The organism is Tatumella sp. UBA2305 (assembly GCF_002345795.1).
Lineage (GTDB): Bacteria > Pseudomonadota > Gammaproteobacteria > Enterobacterales > Enterobacteriaceae > Tatumella > Tatumella morbirosei.
The window spans coordinates 200,810-223,880 of the sequence record NZ_DDVT01000015.1 but is presented as its reverse complement, the minus strand read 5'-3'; the positions used below and the strand labels follow the sequence as shown (position 1 = coordinate 223,880).

At 48.0% G+C, this 23,071-nt stretch carries 19 protein-coding genes, 1 tRNA gene and 1 pseudogene; 9 read left to right on the top strand and 12 right to left on the bottom strand.

Going from position 1 to position 23,071, the window contains the following annotated elements:
• Positions 1-11 precede the first annotated feature (11 nt).
• The 11 genes and pseudogenes from B3Z23_RS07420 to otsB all read right to left on the bottom strand — a co-directional run bounded on the left by B3Z23_RS07420 (position 12) and on the right by otsB (position 12,369).
• Positions 12-1,061, bottom strand: coding sequence for a protein-glutamate methylesterase/protein-glutamine glutaminase (locus B3Z23_RS07420; protein ID WP_294904950.1), 1,050 nt, complete (start codon positions 1,059-1,061; stop codon positions 12-14).
• Complete coding sequence (cheR, locus tag B3Z23_RS07415; RefSeq protein ID WP_294904947.1) at positions 1,058-1,930, bottom strand: protein-glutamate O-methyltransferase CheR; 873 nt, start codon at positions 1,928-1,930, stop codon at positions 1,058-1,060. The genes B3Z23_RS07420 and cheR overlap by 4 nt, the downstream gene beginning before the upstream one ends.
• Before the next feature lie 124 nt (positions 1,931-2,054).
• The gene (locus B3Z23_RS07410; RefSeq protein ID WP_294904944.1) at positions 2,055-3,722 is read right to left on the bottom strand and encodes a methyl-accepting chemotaxis protein; all 1,668 of its coding nucleotides are present in this window, start codon (positions 3,720-3,722) and stop codon (positions 2,055-2,057) included.
• Between the two features lie 131 nt (positions 3,723-3,853).
• Entirely contained in the window at positions 3,854-4,327 is a 474-nt protein-coding gene (gene cheW / locus B3Z23_RS07405; protein WP_294904941.1) for a chemotaxis protein CheW, read from the bottom strand.
• Positions 4,328-4,346: 19 nt separating this feature from the next.
• Positions 4,347-6,330: pseudogene (cheA, locus tag B3Z23_RS07400) on the bottom strand (chemotaxis protein CheA).
• Between the two features lie 134 nt (positions 6,331-6,464).
• Complete coding sequence (gene motB, locus B3Z23_RS07395) at positions 6,465-7,448, bottom strand: flagellar motor protein MotB (RefSeq protein WP_294904938.1); 984 nt, start codon at positions 7,446-7,448, stop codon at positions 6,465-6,467.
• Positions 7,445-8,332, bottom strand: coding sequence for a flagellar motor stator protein MotA (motA, locus tag B3Z23_RS07390; RefSeq protein ID WP_294904936.1), 888 nt, complete (start codon positions 8,330-8,332; stop codon positions 7,445-7,447). The genes motB and motA overlap by 4 nt, the downstream gene beginning before the upstream one ends.
• Before the next feature lie 113 nt (positions 8,333-8,445).
• A complete protein-coding gene (gene flhC, locus B3Z23_RS07385; protein ID WP_294904933.1) occupies positions 8,446-9,018 on the bottom strand; it encodes a flagellar transcriptional regulator FlhC in 573 nt (190 codons plus the stop codon).
• Between the two features lie 31 nt (positions 9,019-9,049).
• Positions 9,050-9,367, bottom strand: a complete 318-nt coding sequence (flhD, locus tag B3Z23_RS07380; protein ID WP_294904930.1) for a flagellar transcriptional regulator FlhD — start codon at positions 9,365-9,367, stop codon at positions 9,050-9,052.
• An 825-nt stretch (positions 9,368-10,192) separates the two neighbouring features.
• Entirely contained in the window at positions 10,193-11,581 is a 1,389-nt protein-coding gene (gene otsA / locus B3Z23_RS07375) for an alpha,alpha-trehalose-phosphate synthase (RefSeq protein ID WP_294904928.1), read from the bottom strand.
• A gap of 5 nt (positions 11,582-11,586) precedes the next feature.
• A complete protein-coding gene (gene otsB, locus B3Z23_RS07370) occupies positions 11,587-12,369 on the bottom strand; it encodes a trehalose-phosphatase (protein WP_294904925.1) in 783 nt (260 codons plus the stop codon).
• A gap of 528 nt (positions 12,370-12,897) precedes the next feature.
• Between otsB and msrA the strand changes: the two genes are divergently transcribed.
• Together msrA and B3Z23_RS07360 are read left to right on the top strand one after the other, a co-directional pair.
• Entirely contained in the window at positions 12,898-13,431 is a 534-nt protein-coding gene (gene msrA, locus B3Z23_RS07365) for a peptide-methionine (S)-S-oxide reductase MsrA (protein WP_294904922.1), read from the top strand.
• A 170-nt stretch (positions 13,432-13,601) separates the two neighbouring features.
• Positions 13,602-13,689 (top strand) — tRNA-Ser (locus tag B3Z23_RS07360).
• 584 nt (positions 13,690-14,273) lie between these two features.
• Here B3Z23_RS07360 and hpaR read toward each other — a convergent pair.
• Positions 14,274-14,726 (bottom strand): homoprotocatechuate degradation operon regulator HpaR, encoded by a 453-nt coding sequence (gene hpaR / locus B3Z23_RS07355; protein WP_294904919.1) that lies wholly within the window; start codon positions 14,724-14,726, stop codon positions 14,274-14,276.
• Positions 14,727-15,069: 343 nt separating this feature from the next.
• Between hpaR and B3Z23_RS07350 the strand changes: the two genes are divergently transcribed.
• The 7 genes from B3Z23_RS07350 (at position 15,070) to hpaX (ending at position 22,653) form a co-directional block, all read left to right on the top strand.
• On the top strand, positions 15,070-16,353 hold the full coding sequence (locus B3Z23_RS07350; RefSeq protein WP_294904916.1) for a fumarylacetoacetate hydrolase family protein: 1,284 nt from the start codon (positions 15,070-15,072) through the stop codon (positions 16,351-16,353).
• Positions 16,350-17,804, top strand: a complete 1,455-nt coding sequence (hpaE, locus tag B3Z23_RS07345) for a 5-carboxymethyl-2-hydroxymuconate semialdehyde dehydrogenase (RefSeq protein ID WP_294904913.1) — start codon at positions 16,350-16,352, stop codon at positions 17,802-17,804. Before B3Z23_RS07350 ends, hpaE begins: the two co-directional genes overlap by 4 nt.
• A 66-nt stretch (positions 17,805-17,870) precedes the next feature.
• Positions 17,871-18,938: a 3,4-dihydroxyphenylacetate 2,3-dioxygenase gene (gene hpaD, locus B3Z23_RS07340; protein WP_294904910.1), complete on the top strand. Its 1,068-nt coding sequence runs from the start codon at positions 17,871-17,873 to the stop codon at positions 18,936-18,938.
• Between the two features lie 49 nt (positions 18,939-18,987).
• Entirely contained in the window at positions 18,988-19,368 is a 381-nt protein-coding gene (locus tag B3Z23_RS07335) for a 5-carboxymethyl-2-hydroxymuconate delta-isomerase (protein WP_294904907.1), read from the top strand.
• Positions 19,369-19,669: 301 nt separating this feature from the next.
• Entirely contained in the window at positions 19,670-20,470 is an 801-nt protein-coding gene (gene hpaH / locus B3Z23_RS07330; protein WP_294904904.1) for a 2-oxo-hept-4-ene-1,7-dioate hydratase, read from the top strand.
• A 12-nt stretch (positions 20,471-20,482) separates the two neighbouring features.
• Entirely contained in the window at positions 20,483-21,277 is a 795-nt protein-coding gene (gene hpaI / locus B3Z23_RS07325) for a 4-hydroxy-2-oxoheptanedioate aldolase (protein ID WP_294907652.1), read from the top strand.
• Between the two features lie 17 nt (positions 21,278-21,294).
• Complete coding sequence (gene hpaX, locus B3Z23_RS07320) at positions 21,295-22,653, top strand: 4-hydroxyphenylacetate permease (RefSeq protein WP_294904901.1); 1,359 nt, start codon at positions 21,295-21,297, stop codon at positions 22,651-22,653.
• Positions 22,654-23,071 lie beyond the last annotated feature (418 nt).

The following is a 23,071-nucleotide window of genomic DNA, read 5'->3' as shown; positions in this document are numbered from 1 at the left end:
TTTCCAGTTAACTAAATACGGAGCGATTGTCCGTGACTGATGTGCAGCAGCATCTGCTGGCTAATTTTTTCGAGATCGACCACTTCACAGGCGGCTTCCAGTAATATTGCTTCCCGGGGCATGCCAAAAACGACGCAGGTGGACTCACTCTGGGCGATAGTCCAGGCATCCGCCTGGCGCATCTTCAGCAACCCGGCAGCACCATCGTTGCCCATTCCTGTCAGGATCACTCCAACGGCATTACGTCCTGCATGGCGTGCCACCGAGTCAAAAAGCACATCGACCGAAGGTCGATGGCGATTAACCGGTTCCCCTTCATTTAGCCTTATCTGATAATTTGCCCCACTGCGTCCGAGCTGCATATGCATCGATCCCGGGGCAATGTAGGCGTAGCCGGGCAAGACCCTCTCACCCTCTTCGGCTTCTTTCACCGTGATCTGGCAGATACGGTTCAGACGTTCAGCAAATGAATGAGTAAAACCCGGGGGCATATGTTGGGTAATCAGCACAGCCGGAGAGGCTGCCGGTAAAGTCTCAAGGACTACCCGTAGCGCTTCTGTGCCACCGGTCGACGAACCGATGGCGATAAGTTTTTCACTGCTCAGGATAGGGGGCGTGTTCAGGACCTTTGGACCGGCGCCGGCCAACGGACGATACAGCAGTGCACGGGCAGCAACACGGATTTTTTCGGCAATCACCTGACAGTAAGCCAGCATGCCATCCCGTAATCCCAACTGAGGTTTGGTCACAAAATCCACCGCACCCAATTCCAGGGCGCGCAGAGTCACCTCCGATCCTTTCCCCGTCAGGGAAGAAACCATGATCACTGGCATTGGACGCAAGCGCATCAGTTTTTCCAGAAATTCCAGCCCGTCCATACGGGGCATTTCAACATCCAGTGTAAGCACGGCAGGGTTAAACTGTTTAATCAGCTCACGAGCGACCAACGGATCTGGTGCTGTGGCAACCATTTCCATATCAGGCTGGCTGTTGACAATTTCGGTCATCAGCTGGCGCATTAATGCCGAATCATCGACACTTAGCACAGTAATTTTACTCATTGCCTTTCCTTAGCAAGACTGTAAACCGTCTTACCTCGTAACCAAAAATCTTTGCTGATCTGACTAAAGTTTTCAGAATGGCCGGCAAACAGCAGGCCGCCCGGTTTCAGGTAACGGACCATATGACGGAGAATGATTTCCTGCGTCGCTTTATCGAAATAAATCATTATATTACGACAAAATATCGCATCAAACTTCTCCGGAAGTTTCCAGTCCGGGCTAAGCAGATTTAGCTGGAAAAAATGCAGCATATTACCCAGTTCGGGCCGGACCCGGACCTGTCCTTGTTGTGTCCCTTTTCCCTTAAGGAAAAATCGTTGTAATTGCTCCGGCGATAACACATCAAGAGATTCTTTGCTGTAAATCCCATGCTGTGCTTTCTCCAGCACCCGGGTGTCAATATCACTGGCATAGACCTGAAATTTCCCGGGCGCTATCCCAAGAGTTTCAGCCAGGGTTATGGCGATGGAATAAGGCTCCTCACCGGTGGAAGCCGCACAGCTCCATACCTGATAGCACCCCTGCCGCTCACGGGCATGTTCCGCCAGCAAAGGAAAATGGTGAGCCTCACGAAAGAAAGACGTCAGGTTAGTGGTGAGCGCATTGATAAATTCCTGCCATTCACTGCTCTTCGGCTGACTTTCAAGCAGAGCCAGGTACTGGCCAAAATCTTTCATCTGCAACAACCGTAACCGCCGCATTAACCGGTTGTAGACCATTTCCCGTTTATGTGAGGCCAGCACTATTCCCGCCCGTTGATAGATAAGCTGGCGAAGCCGCTGGAAATTGGCTTCAGACAACAGTAATTTTTGTGACTGACCGGTAACAGATTTGGTCTGCTGTACTGTACTGTTCGCTGGTTTTTCCATGAGTTACTGACACCATCCTTTACGTCATACAACGGGATTTAAGCCCCCTTTTATGATGACTTTGACACGAGCCAGAAGCCGTCCGTGACGGATGCCGGGCGCTGCCCGGCATTCCCCTGTGCTTTTAAAAAGTTTCCCAGTTATCAGCCGCGTTTCCGGAATCCTGACCTCGTATTACCGGCGCCCTAAGGCCACTGTTTCCCGGAAGCAGTTTGACTTCATTTTCCGGCAACACCTGTCCGATATGGAAAACAGCTACCGCCTGTTTTAGTAAACCAGCCTGTTCTTCCAGAGTGGCAGCAGCAGTCGCTGACTCTTCGACCAGAGTGGCGTTTTGCTGTGTGACCTGATCCATTTCAGTCACCGCAGTGCTTACCAGGTCAATACCCCGACTCTGTTCTTCTGAAGCCGAAGCAATTTCCCCCATGATATCGGTGACCCGGGTGACTGCATTGACGATTTCGCCCATAGTCGTGCCTGCGTTCTCCACCAACTGTGAACCGGAGTCGATGCGGTTAACCGAGTCTTCAATCAGAATTTTAATTTCTTTGGCCGCCTGAGCACTGCGCTGAGCCAGATTACGGACCTCTCCGGCGACGACAGCAAAACCCCGCCCCTGCTCTCCGGCACGAGCTGCCTCCACGGCAGCATTCAGCGCCAGGATATTGGTCTGGAAGGCGATACCATCAATCACGCTGGTAATATCGGCAATCTTTTTCGAACTGCCGGCAATGTCTTTCATTGTGGTGACAACGTTCTCGACTACCGATCCGCCATGTCGTGCCGTATCAGAGGCATTCAGTGCCAGTTGCGAAGCCTGACGTGCATTTTCGGCATTTTGTTTTACCGTCGCCGTCAACTGCTCCATGCTGGAAGCCGTTTCTTCCAGAGAGGCGGCCTGTTGTTCGGTGCGGGCTGAGAGATCGGTACTGCCGTTAGCGATCTCACTGGCTCCGGAATAAATTGACTCTGAACTATCGCGGACCATACCTACGGTATTTCTCAGTTCCTGCTGCATAAAACGGACTGTGTTAAGCAGTTCACCCATTTCATTACTACTTTTCACTTCTATTGCATGGGTAAGATCGCCGTTAGCCACATGACGGATATGCTCGATACCCTGACGTAACGGTTTTAACAAAATACGGTGCATCCCCATCCATACCAGACCGACGACCAGTATCGTGACAATCAGAACGGCAACCAGCATCCATTCTGCTTGCTGAAAGTCATTGTTGCTTTGGTCAATTCCCTTGTCAGTCAGCTCATCATTACGTTTGATCCAAACGGTGTAGTTGTATTCAAAAAGTTTTTGCTTATCCAGCACCGGCATATTCACGAAATCACCAATTCTTCCTTCATCCACCACCGCCAGTAAACTGAATAATCCTTCACGATAATTCTTATAACTTTTCTGCAGCTCCTGCTGCCGGGGATCCTTCAACCCACTATCCGTCAGAGCACCGGTATAATTCTGATACTCTTCATCAGCCAGTTTTATCTGATCACTGGCATTCTTTAGCAAGCCTGTGACCAGCTTGCTGCGTTTCTGTTGATCATCAACTTGCTGTGCAGTAATAGCCGCCAGGCTAATATTATTTCTGGCTTCCAGTAAGGCGTTACTCATTCCGGTCATATATTGCTGTTGATCTCGCAGCACCTGACTAAACGAGAAATTATCTTTGCTGTGCTTGAGCATCTGAAAAAAGATACCCCCACTCAACATCTGTAATATCGCCATCAGGCAAAGCACAAATAACAGACTGGTGACGATTTTCATTCGACTGAACATAATGACCTCTGTGATAAGCATGACTCTGCTTATATCGGCCAACAAAAATAAATCTTTATTTACTGACGACTATTATTTACAAAAATAAAAAAGACGACTCATGTCGCCTTTTTAGCATTCTGCCCTCATATTTATCTGAGCGTATCTACCAGCGCCATTTCATCACTACTGAGTAATTTCTCTATATCAACCAGAATCAGCATTCTGTCGCCCCGGGCGCCCAGTCCTGTCAGATATTCAGTGGCCAGAGTCACCGTAAACTCAGGGGCAGTACGGATATCATCCTTACTGAGCGCCAGTACATCAGATACTCCGTCGACCACAATGCCCACCACCCTGTTTTTTAGATTGAGCACGATAACCACAGTGTTTTCATTATAAGCAACATCATTTTGCAAAAATTTAATCCGCATATCCAGGATAGGGACAATAACACCTCGAAGATTGGTTACCCCTTTAATAAAAGAAGGTGTATTTGCAATTCTGGTGACATGATCATAGCCTCGAATCTCCTGGACTTTCAATATATCGATTCCATATTCTTCATCACCAAGAGTAAAAACCAGGAATTCCTGGGAGGCTATTTCTTCAGCTATCTTTTCCACATAAACCCCGCATATTCATTTATTCGTAGACATTACCTGGCTTGGCGGATAAACATTTATCACGGTGAAATGACTGCAATACCCCAATATCGACGATAAATGCGACGCTGCCGTCTCCCATAATGGTTGCTGCAGAAATGCCTTCAACTTTCCGGTAATTACTTTCAAGATTTTTTACCACCACCTGATGCTGACCAATAAGTTGATCAACCAGCAATGCATATCGCTTACCGGCAGTTTGTAAAATTATCGCAATACCACGGGTCGGGTCCTGATGAGCATTTTCAACCTCAAAGACCGCTGACAATGGCACCAGTGGCAGGTATTCACCGCGAACTTCCAACACCCGCTCCCCCCCGGCCAACGCTTTCAGATCTTTACGCTCAGGCTGTAGTGATTCCATTACCGCGTTGAGTGGCAGGATAAAGACTTCATTACCCACACGAACCGACATACCATCAAGGATTGCCAGCGTCAGAGGTAACAGTATACGAATAGTTGTCCCCTGTCCCTGTTTTGAGCTGATTTCCACATGACCGCCCATTTGCTGGATATTCCGTTTGACTACGTCCATACCAACACCACGCCCTGAGACATCCGTGACCTGTTCTGCAGTCGAGAAACCCGGCGCAAAAATCAGCAGACCGATATCGTCATCACTCATATTTTCATGCAGCGGGATACCGGAGGAGCGTGCTTTTGCCAGTATTTTTTCGTGGTTGAGGCCGGCACCATCATCAGAGACCTCAATACAAATATTGCCTCCCCGATGCTCTGCCGCCAGTATTAGATGACCGGTCTCTGATTTACCAGCTTCAAGACGCTGCTTTGTAGGCTCTACACCATGATCCAGACTGTTACGCACCAGATGAGTCAGGGGGTCAATAATGCGCTCTATCAGGCTTTTATCCAGCTCAGTAGAGCTACCCTGCAACGTCAGCTCGACTTTCTTACCGAGCTTCGCCGCCAGATCTCTGACCAGGCGAGGAAAGCGGCTGAATACATATTCCATCGGCATCATCCTGATAGACATCACCGATTCCTGAAGATCGCGTGCATTTCGTTCTAACTGACTCATGCTGTTCAGTAAATCACCATGAATTCCGGGTTCCAGGGTATTCGCATGTTGTTGTAACATTGATTGCGTAATCACCAGTTCACCCACCAGGTTAATCAACTGGTCAACCTTTTCGACCGCTACGCGGATACTGCCGGACTCACTGGCTTTCATCACCGGGGGGGGGCTGCCTGGCGGATTTTACCAGCGAATCATCCACGGGTTCATCGGGACTTTCCTTCGTTAACCCGGCGTCTGATTCCGGCTGAATGAAATGCACTTGCTGTTCATTCACCACGAAACAGAGTACGGCAAGCAGATCATCCTCACTCACCCCAGCGACATTAGCCTCCAGGCTGTCAGAATGCTTAACGACCCCGGAGACCTGACCGATATTTTCTAACTCCGTAAGCAGGAGTTCGACTTCATTATTTTTCAGTGACTCAAGCCGCAACCGGACTGTTTTTCCAGAGCTGTCTTTGATCTCAGTGACAGGTGGCTCAACAGGATGCTGCGACCTGGTTTCTCCGGTCGTGATGTCTGCGCCATCAGCTCCGGAATCCTTTTCGAGGGCAATCTGGCGTAGCATTTCGCAGATATAGCGAAAGCTTTCTTCGTCCGGTTGTTGCGACAACTTATAGGCATTCAGCTGCTCTTGCATAATATCTTTGGTTTCCAGAAAAATATTAATAATAGCGCTGTTCAGTGACAGCTCGTCGCGTCTTGCACTGTCAAGTATGTTCTCCAGGATATGTGTCGTTTCCTGTAATACCGTGAAACCGAATGTCGCCGCTCCCCCCTTAATAGAATGGGCTGCCCTGAAAATGGCATTCAACTGTTCCGGATCAGGTGTATCAGGGTCCAGAGCCAGCAGATGCTGTTCCATATCGGCCAGTAACTCGTCGGCTTCATCAAAAAAGGTCTGATAAAATTCACTGATATCCATTGTCACGTAAGCTGCCTTTATTGGTCTGTAGAGGGCGTTCCTGCCGCGAATAAGGACACAGCGCCCGGCGGTACTGTCAGTAGTTGCTAAGGTGTCTCCCCGGACACAGCCGGCAGAGAATAACTCCCAATTTTTTAATTAAGATTCTGATTTTCCTGCTTATCAGGAATGGTATATGAACCACTTTCAACAGATGCTGCTGACGAAGAAGGTACTGCGGAGGTCACCGGAGACGGGAATTTCAGCTGACCCGGTTCAGAAATTGTGATTGCCTGTGCTTCACTGTTTTCTTTTTCGATAGCCTGCTGTGCATCTTCGGTCAGAACCAGCAAACTGATCCTCCGGTTTTCGGCATCATCACCCTGAAGATTTTTCAGCTTCATCGTATCGGCCATACCGAGTACCCGCAGGACTTTCCCCTGATTCAGACCACCCGCGACCAGTTCCCGGCGGGAGGCATTGGCCCGGTTCGCTGAAAGCTCCCAGTTACTGAAACTTTTTTCGCCGTCCTCGTAGGGATAGTCGTCAGTATGTCCGGCAATACTGATGGCATTGGGTACATCATTAAGAATTGGCGCTATCGCCCGCAGGATGGTGCGCATATAAGGTTCCACTTCTGAGCTGCCACGAAGAAACATCGGCCTTTGTTTACTGTCGATGATCTGAATCCGTAATCCATTGCTAACCATTGTGACTAACAGATGGGGGCGAAGTGCTTTCAGCCGTGGGTCATTCAGTAGCAGGTTTTCGAGCTTCTTTTGCAACTGTTTGAGTCGCCGGCTGTCCTGTTGATTTTTGCTATCTGCTTTAGGGAGCACACGTTTGACTTCTCCTTGTTGGCGGGTCACATCTTCCCCGCCACCAGGTACCACACTGACACTGTCACTACTGCGATTACCGCCGGATAATGCAACCTTCAACGGCATCTTAAAATACTCGGCTATCTGTTGAAGTTCTTTCGGAGTGGAGACCGACACCAGCCACATCACCATAAAGAATGCCATCATGGCAGTCATAAAATCGGCATAGGCTATTTTCCAGGAACCGTGACTATCATGGTGTTTGGACGATTTTCTTTTTTTTACCACCACCACTCTCTGACGTTCAACCGGTTTCATACGTCGGCTTCCACTGTGGATTTATTGACAGTTTTATTCTCACGAACATGATCTTCCAGTTCAGTAAATGACGGGCGTTCACTCGAATACAGAACCTTACGGCCAAACTCGACTGCAATCTGTGGTGGATAGCCATGCATATTCGACAACAGCGTTATTTTTATGCACTGCATCATTTTGGTATTTTCGGCATATTTCTGTCGGATCACAGAGGCCAGAGGCGAAATAAAGCCGTATGACAACAGAATACCCAGGAAAGTCCCGACCATTGCATGGGCTATTAACGCGCCCAGTTCCGCTGCCGGGCGGTCCGCAGAAGCCAATGCATGCACAACCCCCATCACCGCCGCTACAATCCCAAACGCTGGTAACCCGTCACCAGCCGCAGCAATACTCTGTGCTGGCACGTCACTTTCATGCTCGTAAGTCTCTATTTCTTCATCCATCAATGATTCGATTTCAAATGCACTCATATTTCCACTAACAATAAGCCGCAAATAATCAGTCATGAAATCGATTATCATTTTATCAGCCAGTAGTTTGGGATAAAGAGTAAATAAATCGCTACTGTCAGGCTCCTCAATATCTTTCTCCAGGGCCAGCATACCCTGCTGACGGGCTTTTGACATTAACTGAAATAATAAGGTCATCAGGTCAAGGTAATGTGTTTTAGTATATTTTGACCCTCTGAATAATAACGGCAGCGCTTTGAGTGTTTTTTTTAGCGACTTACTGCTATTCCCGACAAAAAAAGATCCAATCCCGGCACCACCAATGATCAATAATTCTGTCGGTTGATACAGCGCGCCCATTTCCCCGCCGACTAGTGCATATCCCCCCAGCACTGAACCGATAACTACAATATATCCCAGAATAATTAACACGGAGAGCCCCTTACGTCGCCGATACCTGACAAATTTATTTTCTCTGAAATTATTAAAAGTCAATGATAAAGCAAAGAAATACACCGCCGGACATTGGATGAAATTAATACTAGTTAGCTTTTAATTTTCTCATCCAGCATATATAAACTGTTATCGGCATCTGTTTGAGGAAGTTTACGCTTTTTAACAGCCCGGGAAGGAGGCTGACATAAACTACAGATAAAACTGCCTCTGGGCTGATGGGCATGATTAACAAACTGTCCATGACAGCATCGGCAGGAGGAAAGTTCCAACATTCCACTTTCCACAAAGCGTATTAATGTCCAGGCGCGGGTCAGTGCCAGTAATGGCCCTTCATCAGCCGGCGGGCATTGTTCCAGATACAACCGGTATGCAGCGATCAGAGCGCCTACGCCCTCTGTTAATTGGGTTTTTTGCATAAATAACCAGGCGTGATAAAACACCGTGGCATGGATATTATGCTCCCAGGTCATAAACCAGTCGGTGGAAAATGGCAACATACCTTTCGGTGGCGGACATCCTTTAATTTCTTTGTAGAGCCTGATTAGACGCCCACGACTCAGGACAGTTTCGCTTTCCAGTAATTGTAGCCGTGCACCAAGCCTGATAAGTTCAGTGGCCAGTTGAATGTCATGCCCTTCCTGTATAACACTGTGTGCTTTCATCTCTTTCTCCTGAAGTTTACCGGCAGGTTTTCTAAGAAACTGACTGTAAAAGCTCACTCGCTAAAATAATTCCGGTATGAATTTGCTGCATATCATCTACCCGGGATTCGCGGGTCAGACGCTGTATAATGGTGTAATCCATAAACCGCAGCTTGCATATTAACTGGTTAGTTTCAGCCAGTTTCACCAGGCCTGGCAGAGTCAGCTCCGCCAGTTTATTCGCCATGGGCTCATCTATTCCAAGGCGAAACATAGCTGAAGATTTATCCTGGCTAATTAGCTGCTGCGCCAGAAGTAAATATGAAAGATTAATATCGTAAATATGTTTCAACAGGTTAACTGAATTCATTTTAGTTTCCTTTTGATTAAATGACGAACTAACACGCACAGAATTGCCACATTGCGCAATTTATCGGCAACACCCTTCCATAAAATTTATCTCTTCAAAAGAGATACAAAAGATTTAATAATAAGACAAAACCGAAAACAGTAATTAACAGAAAAAAATGGCATCGGGATAAAAACACACAACTTCATTTTTTTCTGTTTTATGGGATTTATCTTATTTGAATTTAACTGTTCGCTGTCATGCACACAATGGTTTTTTCTATTTATTTAGTAAAAAATTTGACATAGATCATTTTACAAAAATTACCACAGGTTTCAAAGGGTAATATAACCACCTTTAATTTTTTATCAAAAACTGCTGTCAATCACAAAACAGACCTGATAATAAATCAGCCGATCTCATGGTTTACACTAAATCAGTTAAATTAATTACTGTTTTGCATGAAAAATCAACAGGGCTGAGTATTTTATTTTATTGCATAAGTATTCAATGATTTGATTTCCATTAATCATAATAGCGTTGCGCCACCCGGAATTAAACAAAGCAACTTATAACAAATACCTCATTGGATATTGCATGACTATTTAAAATCAACAACAACCAAAACAAATAACACTTTAACATTCTATTTTTTATTAAATGAAATCGATAAATTGATGTGCTTTACCCCCCCCCGGGGGTAGAAATAATCACTACTATAAATATTCAGACAATAATGTCGATATAGCTGGAGTAAGAGGGAGAGCGCAGACCACCGACAACAAGCCTTCTGTCAGCGGTATTAGTGGAATCTGCTGGATTATAAGGGGGAACATGACAGGTCTCTTAGCTATGGATACCCGCTATTTGTTTCAGATCATGCAGAAAACTATCGCGCCAGCGATCTATTGTTTGTATTGATAATACTGACATCATCTGTTGATAACGTTTTATGCGCTCATCTAACGGCATTGTAGTTGCCCTGTCTATCGCTGCAGCGACTTCTCCACGATCATAGGGATTTATAATCAATGCACCGCTGAGTTCATCGGCAGCCCCGGCGAAACGAGACAAGATTAATACTCCCGGGTCATCAGCATCCTGTGCCGCAACATATTCCTTAGCCACCAGATTCATCCCGTCACGTAACGGTGTCACCAGAGCGATATCCGTCAGACGGAAAATTTTCATCAGTAACCTTCGGTCAAAATGCTGATTTAAATAGTAAAGGGGCGTCCAGCTTAAGGTGCCATATTTACCATTGATCCGCCCAGTTTCAGCTTCCAGCTGCTGACGAATTTTTTGGTATGCCTGGACTTCTCCGCGTGAGGTAGGCGCTATCTGAGTAAAGCGAATCCTGCCGCGATGTTGCGGATAATTTTCCAAAAACTCTTCATAGGCCTGAAAACGCTCTGGCAATCCTTTCGAATAATCCAGGCGTTCACAGGCAATTATATTTTTAGCCTCCCCCAGAGAATCACGAATCGCAGCTATTTTAGGAGGCAGGGGTCCGCTGGCCAGCTGGCGGATAGTCCCGGGGTCAATACCAATAGGATAATGACCAATACTGAATGTCTTACCATAAGCCTGCCACCTTCCGTCAGGAATCGGAGTTAATGGGGTCAGCTGAGCCAAAGTACTTAAGAAAGCCTGCTTATCATTTTCCGTCTGGAATCCCAGCAGATCATAGGCGCACAACATCTGCATAATTTCCTGATGATCAGGCAGAGCGGTGAAAACCTCAGGTGCAGGGAACGGGATATGTAAAAAGAATCCGGCAGGTTGCTGGTTTCCCTGCTGTCGTAACCCGGCGGCCAGAGGCATCAGGTGGTAATCGTGTACCCAGAGAATATCCTGTGGCTGAAGAAGGGGCTGTAATCGCTGCACCAGCATTTTGTTAACACGGCAATATCCTTCCCAGGCACTACGCTGATAGTCAACCAGATCAAGGCGGTAGTGGAAAGCTGGCCAGATAACGGTGTTGGAATACTGGTTATAGTAGAGGTCATAGTCATTTTGGTCCAGACTAAAGGACGCGTAAGTAATCCCGTCATTGACTATCAACTCTACCGGTTCCTCCTCACCGGATATCTCTGCAATATCTCCGTTCCACCCAAACCACAAACCACCACTGTGCTTAAGAGCATCCAGAATTCCTACCGCCAGCCCACCGGCACTGGCTTTTCCCCCCGCAGGCAATACAATTCGGTTTGATACTACAACTAATCTGTCCATCCGGGTCACTCCTTATCTGGTTCTGTAGGTCGTACCTGGTGAGATTCTGTATTCAGTATGCTGGCGATCCATTGATGAACCTCAGCAGTATTCTCCAGCCGGTATTTTGCCTGTGATTTACCTTTTCCAATTTTGACGGAGATCCCCCCCATGCTGTTAATGATACTGAAACCACGCTCATCGGTCAGATCATCCCCCAGAAATACGGGTAGCCGCCCATAATATGGTGGAGACCGCATAAATTGAGCAATCGCTTTTCCTTTATCGATATTGGAAGGCTTGAGTTCAACCACACACTTCCCTGAGACCAATGTCAGCTCAGGTATCTGGCTGACCACAGTCCTGGCCAGCGCTTCAGTTTGCGCTGCAAATTGTTTTGCCTGACGATAATGCAGAGCAAATGCTATGCCTTTTTTTTCCAGCCTGACTCCAGGCAAACCTGAGATGCCTTGTTTCAACTGCTGTTCAGCTTCTGACAGTAACCCAGCTCCGGGCATCATCCGGTCAATCATGCCATTATTATCTCTGCGCTCAGCACCATGAACGCCTGCGGCAGGTAGTAATATCGGGGAAAGCAACTGGTCTATCTGGATTAACGGCCGCCCTGAGATGACAGCAACCGCCCCTCCCGACTTCTGAAACAGTATTTGTAAGTTATTACAGACTTCAGCGGATACGGTGACTAACTCAGGTGTAGGCTGTAACGGTGCCAGAGTGCCATCGACATCAAAGAAGAAGGCGTGTTTTCCGGGAGGGGTGGCCGGAATTGATTGTTGGTGTTGTAGCACATTTAACTCCTGTCTGTTTTGCTAACCGGAGACGAACAGCGATTAGTTACTTTGTAACAACAAAGTAAAACTATTCGTCGTGCCGGGAGATACCTGTATTAAGGTTTAATCAGGTATCAGGCAGGCCTTGTGATAATACCAGTGAGTATCAGTTATGTTTTACTTGCTGTACCCTTCGGGTTCTCTGATGATACAGAATCACAATTATTCGCTAAGTAATTATCAAAACAGATTTAAGTATAGCTGTTTTTTCAGACACACCGTCTTAAACCTTGTCCTAAAAAAGCTAATGCCTTTCCTGTGCCAGTATCACCAGAGTCAGTCAAACGAATAATGAGCTTCGCGGCGCTTTATAGCATTATTAAAAAACTATCCCCCCCGCCCTGTCCGTATTCTCCATAATGTTATGACGGGGAACCGACAGATCGAGTGTAAATAAGCCTCATAATAAACCTCTTGAAAAATGGCTTATTGCACACATCTGATATACTGAATGTTATTGTTCAGCGCTAATCAGAGGAATTGAGTATGACGATTGAGTATGCAGTGATTGCCGGCGGCTGTTTCTGGTGTACTGAGGCAGTGTTTAAAAGCATCAACGGCGTTGAATCGGTCGAGAGTGGCTATACCGGAGGAAGTGTCGAAAATCCGACCTACCCACAAGTTTGTGAAGGAACTACCGGACATGCCGAAGCAATCCGCATTGGTTTTGATCCTGCTGTGGTAGGTTATGGTGATCTACTGGACATCAGTTTCGCGACTCATGATCCAACCCAGCTTAACCGGCAGGGTAACGATATTGGTACACAGTACCGCTCTGCCATTTTCCCGGCGACCGCTGAACAGGAGCAGGAAGCAAAAGCAGCTATCCAGCGTGCAGCAGAAGACCATACGGCACCGATTGTGACAACGATCGAGCCTCTGAAAACCTGGTATCCGGCAGAAAATTACCACCAGAACTACTGGGATGGTGAAGGTCAGCGTAACGGATACTGTCTGGCGGTGATACCTCCAAAGTTACAAAAGTTACGTAAGCGTTTTGCTACTCAGGTAAAAGAGTAATCTGACAGACCGCACACCGGCCAAAATGTCAGCAGCTTGCGGTCAAATAAACCAATTAGCTCATGAGTTAAGCGGGCGAAACAAAAGAAGAAAATAATTCTTGACCGTTAGCAGCTGACTCCCTATAGTACCGCCCCGTTAGCCGCTACGGCCGCTGGCAGGAAAAATGTGGTGAGGTGTCCGAGTGGCTGAAGGAGCACGCCTGGAAAGTGTGTATACGGCAACGTATCGAGGGTTCGAATCCCTCCCTCACCGCCATTATTTATTAAGAGAGCCTGAACGCAAGTTCAGGCTTTTTTATTACCTGAAGCCATGACACCCCCGGGAGGGTGAGAACCCTCGCAGGGTTCGACAAAACAACGTTTTGGAGGACCGCAGGCCACCCGCAGGACGTGCAGCAACGCTGCACGTCAATCCCTCCCTCACCGCCATTATTTATTAAGAGAGCCTGAACGCAAGTTCAGGCTTTTTTATTACCTGCAGCCATGACACCCCCGGGAGGGTGAGAACCCTCGCAGGGTTCGACAAAACAACGTTTTGGAGGGCCGCAGGCCACCCGCAGGGCGTGCAGCAACGCTGCACGTCAATCCCTCCCTCACCGCCATTATTTATTAAGAGAGCCTGAACGAAAGTTCAGGCTTTTTTATTACCTGAAGCCATGACGCCCCGGGAGGGTGAGAACCCTCGCAGGGTTCGACAAAACAACGTTTTGGATGGCCGCAGCCCACCCGCAGGGCGTGCAGCAAACACGTTAAATTCAATTAACTAATAAAATTTCAGATACTTTTTCATTATCTGTAATAACGGTGCCGGTCCGATAAAAATTCAGGTGATAAGTGTTGTTATTCAGCAATTTCAGTGGAGAAAACAGTTGCAGCATCGACAGAACCCAGCCTGTTGAACTCATGAAGTAATTGATTTAACTGTTTCATCTTCTCCGGGCCAAATTGCTGCTCAATCTGTTGATATCCCTTTTCTATCTTTGTGCAGGCTTCCTTATATAGCGCGACTCCCGACGGGGTCAGAGAAGCAAATAACTTTCGTTGATCATTTAATGGCTTTAACCGAAAAATCAGGCCATCGCGCTCCAGGCGAGTCAGGATACCACTCAGACTGGGACGTAAAATGCAGGCTTGTTGCGACAGCTCGTGAAAATCCAGTGACCGGTGTTGTGCAAGAATACGAATGATGCGCCACTGCTGTTCAGTAAGATTGTGTTGATTAAGTATCGGTCGAAAATGGCCCATGGCCGTCTCACGTGCCTGTAACAACGCAATGGTTAGGGAGTCATACATTTGGTTACCGCTTGAGTTTAATTAACTGTTAAATACATCCAGTATATTTACCCCAGGGCGTGATTCCTACAAAGAATTAATGATTACCTTTTAAATAAGGTAATCATTAACTAATTAACAAAGTGATCCCCCTCACAAACAGAACATTTAAAAACAACGCCAAAAACAAAGGCACCTTATTAACTCCATAAATAACAATTAATTACTTAAAAAACCCCTCATAAACTCCCCTAAAAATGTCATGACAATTATATTGACCTGCCAGAAGACATCGATCTAATAATATTTCATTAATATGTTAACAATCACAAATAACGCACCATAATGGCTACAAGGAATCGCAATGAAAAGGTCTGTCTTTGCTGTTGCGCTTAATCTGGATTCTCAGGCAAAAGCCTGGGATGCCCGTTTCCATGAAGCGCCTTACCAAAAACCACCAGCAACGCCGGTATGGTTCATCAAGCCGCGCAATACACAACGCAAGTCTGGAGACGTAATTTCCTTACCAGCCCGGCAACAAACCTTTAGTGGTGGTACTTTGGCAGTAGTGATAGGCCGGGAAGCACGTAAAGTACCGGTTGCCAGGGCTGGAAAATATATTGCCGGTTATGCACTTGCTAACGAGTTGAGTCTCGCGGAAGAGAGCTTTTACCGCCCGGCAATCAAGGCGAAATGCAGAGATGGCTTCTGCCCGATAGGTACGATTGCAACATTGGATAACATCGATGCACTGGATATTTGTACCGAGGTGAATGGTGAGCTGAAACAATGTTGGTCAACCAAAGAACTACTGCGCAGTCCGACAGAATTAATTGCTGCACTGAGTGATTTTACCACCCTGCTACCCGGTGATGTGATTCTGATCGGCACCCCGCAGGAGCGTATCCCGGTGAATGCAGGAGATCAGGTCACAATCAGAGCGCAGGGTCTCCCTGCATTAACCAATCAGTTTGACCTGAACCCGTTGGTACAAACGCAACCAGATAACTATCCGACCTTCTTTGCACTCGGACTAAATTATGCTGATCATGCCGCTGAACTGGAATTTAAAGCTCCGGAAGACCCGCTTATTTTTATTAAAGCCCCCAATACCATTACCGGCGACAACGCTGTCTCAGTTCGTCCCGATCATATTGAATATATGCATTACGAAGCAGAACTGGTCGTGGTAATTGGTAAAACAGCACGTAACGTTGCCCGCAAAGATGCCCTTGATTACATCGCAGGCTACACCCTGTGTAATGACTATGCGATCAGGGATTATCTCGAAAATTACTACCGCCCTAACCTACGGGTTAAAAGCCGCGACACCCTGACACCGTTGCGCGAAAGCATCACGCCGCGTGAGGCAGTCCCGGACGTCCAGAACCTGCAAGTGAAAACCCTGGTTAACGGTCTGCTCACCCAGTCCGGAAATACCAAAGACATGGTGTTTGATGTTTGTTTCTTAATCGAATATTTAAGCGAATTCATGACATTACAGCCCGGAGACATGATAGCCACGGGGACACCCAAAGGCCTGGCTGATGTTAAACCCGGGGATGAGGTCGTGGTGGAAATAGAAGGTGTGGGGCGTTTAACCAACCATATTATCAGTGAGCAACAGTTTGAGGAGAGACAGAAATGAAAAAGATTAATCACTGGATAAATGGCAAAAACGTCGCCAGCAGAGACTACTTTACCACTCTGAATCCTGCTAACGGTGAAGTGCTTGCTGAAGTCGCCTCCGGGGGAGAAAAAGAAATTCATCAGGCCGTTGAAGCCGCCAAAAATGCTTTCCCAAAATGGGCTAATACGCCCATGCACCAACGCGCGCGTTTAATGAACCGCCTCGGTGAGTTGATCGATCAAAATGTGGCAGAAATAGCTGCAATGGAAACCGCAGATACAGGGCTGCCAATCCAGCAGACAAAAAATGTACTGATTCCACGCGCATCACACAACTTTGAGTTTTTTGCTGAAATCTGCCAGCAGATGAACGGTCGCACTTATCCGGTTGACGACAAGATGATGAACTATACGCTGGTTCAACCCGTCGGTGTGTGTGCTCTTGTTTCACCTTGGAATGTCCCGTTTATGACCGCCACCTGGAAAACCGCCCCTTGCCTGGCTTTGGGGAATACTGCGGTACTTAAAATGTCTGAATTGTCACCACTAACCGCTGATCGCCTCGGAGAACTAGCTCTGGAAGCAGGGATCCCCCCCGGAGTGCTCAATGTGGTACAGGGCTATGGCAACACGGCTGGCGATTCTCTGGTACGGCACAACGATGTGCGGGCCATCTCTTTTACCGGTGGAACCACCACCGGCAGGAAAATTATGCAGAATGCCGGGCTAAAAAAATACTCAATGGAACTGGGAGGAAAATCACCGGTTCTGATTTTCGAGGATGCCGATATCGAACGCGCTTTGGATGCTGCATTATTCACCATTTTTTCGCTGAATGGCGAACGCTGCACTGCCGGTTCACGCATTTTTATCCAACAAAGTATCTACCCGGAATTTGTGAAACGTTTTGCCGAACGTGCAAGTCGTCTTACGGTTGGCGACCCAACTCATCCGGAGACACGGGTAGGTGCGCTGATCAGCCCTCAACACTGGGAGAAAGTCTCTGGCTATATCCGTCTCGGTATTGAAGAAGGTGCGAGCCTGCTAACCGGTGGCCCGGACAAACCGGAGGGACTTAGCCATGGCAATTTCCTGCGCCCTACTGTATTTGCCGATGTGGATAACCATATGCGTATCGCCACAGAAGAGATTTTTGGTCCGGTGGCTTGTCTGCTGCCATTCAAAGACGAAGCCGATGGCCTGGAGATGGCAAATGATACCGAATACGGTCTCGCCTCCTATATCTGGACCCGGGATGTCAGCAAGATCCTCCGTCTGTCACGCAGCATCGAAGCTGGCATGGTGTTTGTGAATACCCAGAATGTTCGCGATCTGCGTCAGCCTTTTGGTGGCGTGAAAGCCTCTGGCACCGGGCGCGAAGGTGGCGAATACAGTTTTGAAGTGTTTGCTGAGATGAAAAACGTCTGCATCTCCTACGGCGACCACCCTATACCAAAATGGGGAGTGTAAACCACACCACGCCTCTGTTCCTCTGCGCCAGCAGCGGGATAATTTTCACAATGATGGGAAGAAACAATGACTAAATTAACCTCTGAACTTCCTGCGCCGGATGTATTGCGCTGTGCTTATATGGAAATCCAGGTGACTGACCTAAAAGCCTCTCGCGAATTTTATGTTGACATCCTTGGTTTGCACGTTACCGCCGAAGATAACCAAACCCTCTATCTACGTACGTTGGAAGAGTTTATCCATCATAATATCGTGTTGCGGGAAGGCCCGGTGGCTGCCGTGGCTGCCTTCGCGTTCAGGGTCCGTTCCCCTGAGGATGTTAACCGTGCTGAAGCCTACTACCAATCACTCGGTTGTAAGACAGAACGTCGCCTAAACGGTTTTGTAGCAGGCATTGGGGACGCTGTGCGGGTAGAAGACCCTTTGGGTTTTCCGTACGAATTCTTCTATGACGTACAGCACGTGGAACGTTTATCCTGGCGATATGAGCTCTACTCACCCGGAGCGCTTGTACGGCTTGATCACTTCAATCAGATAACACCGAATGTCCCCCGTGCAGTGGAGTATATTGAAGGCCTGGGCTTTCGCATCACTGAAGATATTCGCGATGATAACGGCACAGTATATGCCGCCTGGATGCGCCGTAAATCTACCGTGCATGATACAGCAATGACAGGTGGTGCCGGCCCCAGAATGCATCATATTGCTTTCGCTACCCATGAAAAACACAACATTTTAGCAATCTGTGACAAGCTCGGCGCATTGCGTAAATCTGATCTGATTGAGCGTGGACCGGGACGTCACGGTGTTTCAAACGCCTTCTATCTTTACATCCGTGATCCGGATGGACATCGCGTCGAAATTTATACTCAGGACTATTACACCGGCGACCCTGATAACCCGGTGGTGACCTGGGACGTGCATGATAATCAGCGTCGCGACTGGTGGGGAACACCGGTTGTGCCCAGTTGGTATACCGACGGTTCACTGGTACTCGGTTTAGATGGTCAACCACAACCTGTGTATGAGCGAGAGCATAATAGCGAGATGGCGGTAACCATCGGCGCTGACGGGTTCTCCTACACCCGGAAAGGCGATAAAGCGAATGGCTACAAGTTAGGTAACATACTGTAATCATTGGGCTGCAGTTTTGACGACAGCTAGCATTATTCACGGAGTTCCTATGCCTCATTTTATTGCTGAATGCACCGAAAACATTCGCCTGCCGGCCGATCTGCCGGGCCTGTTTTCCAAGGTGAATACGTTTCTCGCCAATACAGGTATTTTCCCCACCGGCGGTATCCGTAGCCGGGCGCACTGGATAGACACCTGGCAAATGGCCGACGGTAAACACGATTTCGCGTTTGTGCATATGACGCTGAAGATTGGCCATGGACGTTCTGTCGAAGAGTTACAGCCCGTTATGACTGCCTTGTTCGGGATAATAACCAGCCATTTTGAGGAACTCAGTACCACACGATTTTTGGCTCTGTCACTGGCAGTCGAAGAACTTCACAGGGTACTTAACTTTAAACAGAACAATGCACATGCACTCTATCGTTAGAGTGTCATGGAACAAACGCTGAACCACAGGTTCCAGACAGCCTGATGCCAATGAAAAAGGGCTGATCCGCCCGGAGATCAGCCCCGCCCCACTCAGTATGAGGTGGTGCCTGCCTCTGGCAGGTCAGATTCAGGTGCAAATGAATAACGAGTGTATCCGGGGTCGGTAAAGTCAATTCCCGGGTGACTACATATCATCGGGTACCTCCAACTGGCCACGTCAGTTGTCGTTACAGGATTCGGGACTGTTTGAAATTGAAATTCAACTGCTTCAGCGGAATAAACCAGACAGGAGTCTGACGATGTTAGATCAACAAACCATTAAAAATCTGGCAAGCGAACTGCATCAGGCAGAGATTAATCGCGAGCAAACCCGTCAGCTTTCCCTGCGTCATAATATGACGATTGAAGATGCCTACGCGGTACAGCGCGAATGGGTATCGGAAAAGATTTCCCAGGGCCGATTACTGAGAGGCCATAAAATTGGCCTGACATCGAAAGCTATGCAGGCCACCTCACAAATCAGCGAACCAGATTATGGTGCATTGCTCGACGACATGTTTTTTGATGATGGCAGCGATATTCCCCGGGATCGCTTTATCGTGCCGCGCGTGGAAGTGGAACTGGCATTTGTGCTGGCAAAACCGCTCCGCGGGCCGAACTGCACCCTGTTCGACGTTTATAACGCCACAGATTACATCATTCCGGCACTGGAGATAATTGATGCTCGTTGCCACAGTATCGATCCTGATACACAACGTCCGCGTAAGGTATTTGACACCATCTCAGATAATGCGGCCAACGCAGGTGTAGTGATGGGCGGACGCCCTGTCAAACCCAACGATCTCGATCTACGTTGGATCTCTGCACTCATGTACCGAAATGGGAGAATTGAAGAATCCGGCGTCGCTGCTGCAGTTCTTAATCACCCTGCCAATGGTGTCGCCTGGCTTGCTAATAAATTAGCCTCCCACGATGTGCAACTGGAGTCAGGGCAGATTATTTTGAGCGGTTCTTTCACACGCCCGGTCGCAGCCAACAGGGGGGATACCTTCCACGTTGATTACGGTCTGATGGGTGCCATCAGTTGTCGTTTTGTCTAAGGATATAGCATGGTGATTAATTCTTTTAAGCAGTCACTCGCCGCCAAACAACCGCAAATTGGTCTGTGGCTTGGGCTGGCAAACAATTACAGCGCTGAAGTCGTCGCAGGCGCTGGTTTTCACTGGTTACTTATCGACGGTGAGCATGCTCCCAATGATATACGCTCAGTACTCGGACAGTTGCAGGCCATTGCACCTTACAGCAGCCATCCGGTGGTACGTCCGCCATGGAACGACCCCGTGATTATCAAACAACTGTTGGACACCGGAGCCCAGACATTGCTAATTCCAATGGTACAAACAGCTGAAGATGCACGCGATGCAGTTAAGGCCTGCCGTTATCCACCACAGGGTATACGTGGAGTGGGAAGTGCTTTGGCCCGTGCATCACGCTGGAACCGAATTCCTGATTACCTGCAGAAAGCCGATGAACAGATATGTGTTCTGGTCCAGATTGAAACACGCTGCGGGGTGGAAAATCTTCAGGAGATACTGGCGGTCGAGGGGGTAGATGGTGTGTTTATCGGCCCCGCCGACCTCAGTGCTGATATGGGCTACATGGGCAACCCGGCTCATCCGCAAGTACAAAGTACCATCGAGGATTGTATCGTTCAAATCCTTGAGGCTAACAAAGCCCCCGGCATCCTGATGGCAAATGAAGGGATAGCACATCGTTATCTTGAACAGGGGGCGCTATTTGTCGCCGTGGGCGTTGATACAACATTGCTGGCACGAAGCGCCGAGGCATTGGCGAACCGTTTCACTTCCCTGCTAAATACCACCAGCGGCAAACAGTCTGTCTGTTAAGCTGCCAGGAGCACCCCATGACGACATTAGCGCAACAGCCAAATCCGGAATATTTGTCAGCAACCGAACAACATGTGATGAAGAAGCTCTTTAAGCGGTTGGTTCTGTTTTTGTTCGTGCTGTTTGTCTTCTCTTTTCTTGACCGTATTAATATAGGTTTCGCCGGTCTGACCATGGGTAAAGACCTTGGCCTGACCTCCACTATGTTTGGTCTCGCTGCTACATTATTTTACGTAACTTATGTGCTGTGCGGTATACCTGGCAATATTATGCTGGGAATTATCGGCGCACGACGCTGGATTGCCAGTATCATGGTGCTGTGGGGTATTGCTACCACTTGCACGATGTTTTCACAGGACGCATATTCTCTCTATATGCTGCGTATGCTGGTAGGAATTGCTGAAGCTGGATTTCTGCCGGGTATTCTTGTCTATCTCACATGGTGGTTTCCTGCCTATTATCGCGCCCGGGCTAACGCACTGTTTATGATAGCAATGCCGGTAACGATGATGTTCGGTTCCTTGGTCTCCGGCTATATTTTGGCTCTGGACGGAGTATGGCAACTTAAAGGCTGGCAATGGCTATTTTTACTGGAGGGATTACCGTCGGTTCTGTTGGGGGGAGTCACCTGGTTTTTCCTCGATGATCATCCGTCGCATGCCCGCTGGCTGAATAATGAGGAAAAAAAAGCACTGATAACTATGCTGGAGCGTGAGCGTGCTATTCCAACATCCGGCACCACCCCCGGCAGGCCGTTATGGCGCGAAATATTTACCCCGGTGATACTGCTTTACACCCTCTCCTACTTCTGCCTTACCAATACTCTGAGTGCGATTAATATCTGGACGCCACTGATAGTAAAAAGTTTTAATGGGGGCAGTAGCAATATTGTCATCGGATTACTGACCGCCATTCCACAGTTTTGCACCATAATCGCGATGATTTGGTGGAGCCGCCGTTCTGACCGGAGGAAAGAGCGCAAACGTCATACTATCTATCCCTTTCTGATGGCTGCCTCGGGTTGGCTACTGACTTCTGTTAGTAATCATCCTTTATTGCAACTGACCGGTATTGTGATTGCATCTTCCGCAGCCTTTACTGCTATGGCGATTTTCTGGACGACCCCTGACCAGGTGATCAGTGTCTCTGCACGGGCTATGGTTCTGGCAGCAATCAACGCAATAGGTAACGTGGGGTCCGCCGTCAGCCCGTTAATGATTGGCATTTTGTATGATATCACCGGAAGTTTCAGAACCGGGCTGTGGTTTGTTGCCGGAATGCTGGTTCTGGGCGCCTTGGTGCTGACACGCATCCCTATGCAGGATAACACCCGGTCTCTGTCAACCCATGAGAAGCTGCCGCAAGAAACGCCATGAGCAGTGCTAAAACATTAGTATCAGTAAACTAAGATGGCATGATATTGCCGGGGGGCTGGCCCTTTTTCAGCCTGCGATTTTACCGGAGAAAATCTGCCCCCTGTTATCCATCTTTCACCGGATTCAATTAAAACGCAGTAACATCTTTCCGGGACTTTTCTGGCAATAGTCATCGCCCTCTGTAACAGAATACTATGGCCAAAACTCGCCGACGGCATAATTTTGTTGAACAGGAACAGGGTTGCCAGCAATTCGCTCGCTGCCTGGCCGTGCCTCTGCCACAAGAATTGATAACTCACGCCTTTAAGCTATATCATGGTGTCGCCGGGAGACGTCAGTTCCTGATACTTGGTACTCAACAGCAAAAAACAGTAATACTCCATACAGTAACACTCTCATTTTTTAGTTAAAAACAGCG

Coding starts and splice junctions, on each gene's coding strand:
- B3Z23_RS07420 (WP_294904950.1), bottom strand. CDS start 1,061: ATGAGTAAAATTACTGTGCTAAGTGTCGATGATTCGGCATTAATGCGC.
- cheR (WP_294904947.1), bottom strand. CDS start 1,930: ATGGAAAAACCAGCGAACAGTACAGTACAGCAGACCAAATCTGTTACC.
- B3Z23_RS07410 (WP_294904944.1), bottom strand. CDS start 3,722: ATGTTCAGTCGAATGAAAATCGTCACCAGTCTGTTATTTGTGCTTTGC.
- motB (WP_294904938.1), bottom strand. CDS start 7,448: ATGAAACCGGTTGAACGTCAGAGAGTGGTGGTGGTAAAAAAAAGAAAA.
- flhC (WP_294904933.1), bottom strand. CDS start 9,018: ATGAAAGCACACAGTGTTATACAGGAAGGGCATGACATTCAACTGGCC.
- flhD (WP_294904930.1), bottom strand. CDS start 9,367: ATGAATTCAGTTAACCTGTTGAAACATATTTACGATATTAATCTTTCA.
- otsA (WP_294904928.1), bottom strand. CDS start 11,581: ATGGACAGATTAGTTGTAGTATCAAACCGAATTGTATTGCCTGCGGGG.
- msrA (WP_294904922.1), top strand. CDS start 12,898: ATGACGATTGAGTATGCAGTGATTGCCGGCGGCTGTTTCTGGTGTACT.
- hpaR (WP_294904919.1), bottom strand. CDS start 14,726: ATGTATGACTCCCTAACCATTGCGTTGTTACAGGCACGTGAGACGGCC.
- B3Z23_RS07350 (WP_294904916.1), top strand. CDS start 15,070: ATGAAAAGGTCTGTCTTTGCTGTTGCGCTTAATCTGGATTCTCAGGCA.
- hpaE (WP_294904913.1), top strand. CDS start 16,350: ATGAAAAAGATTAATCACTGGATAAATGGCAAAAACGTCGCCAGCAGA.
- hpaD (WP_294904910.1), top strand. CDS start 17,871: ATGACTAAATTAACCTCTGAACTTCCTGCGCCGGATGTATTGCGCTGT.
- B3Z23_RS07335 (WP_294904907.1), top strand. CDS start 18,988: ATGCCTCATTTTATTGCTGAATGCACCGAAAACATTCGCCTGCCGGCC.
- hpaH (WP_294904904.1), top strand. CDS start 19,670: ATGTTAGATCAACAAACCATTAAAAATCTGGCAAGCGAACTGCATCAG.
- hpaX (WP_294904901.1), top strand. CDS start 21,295: ATGACGACATTAGCGCAACAGCCAAATCCGGAATATTTGTCAGCAACC.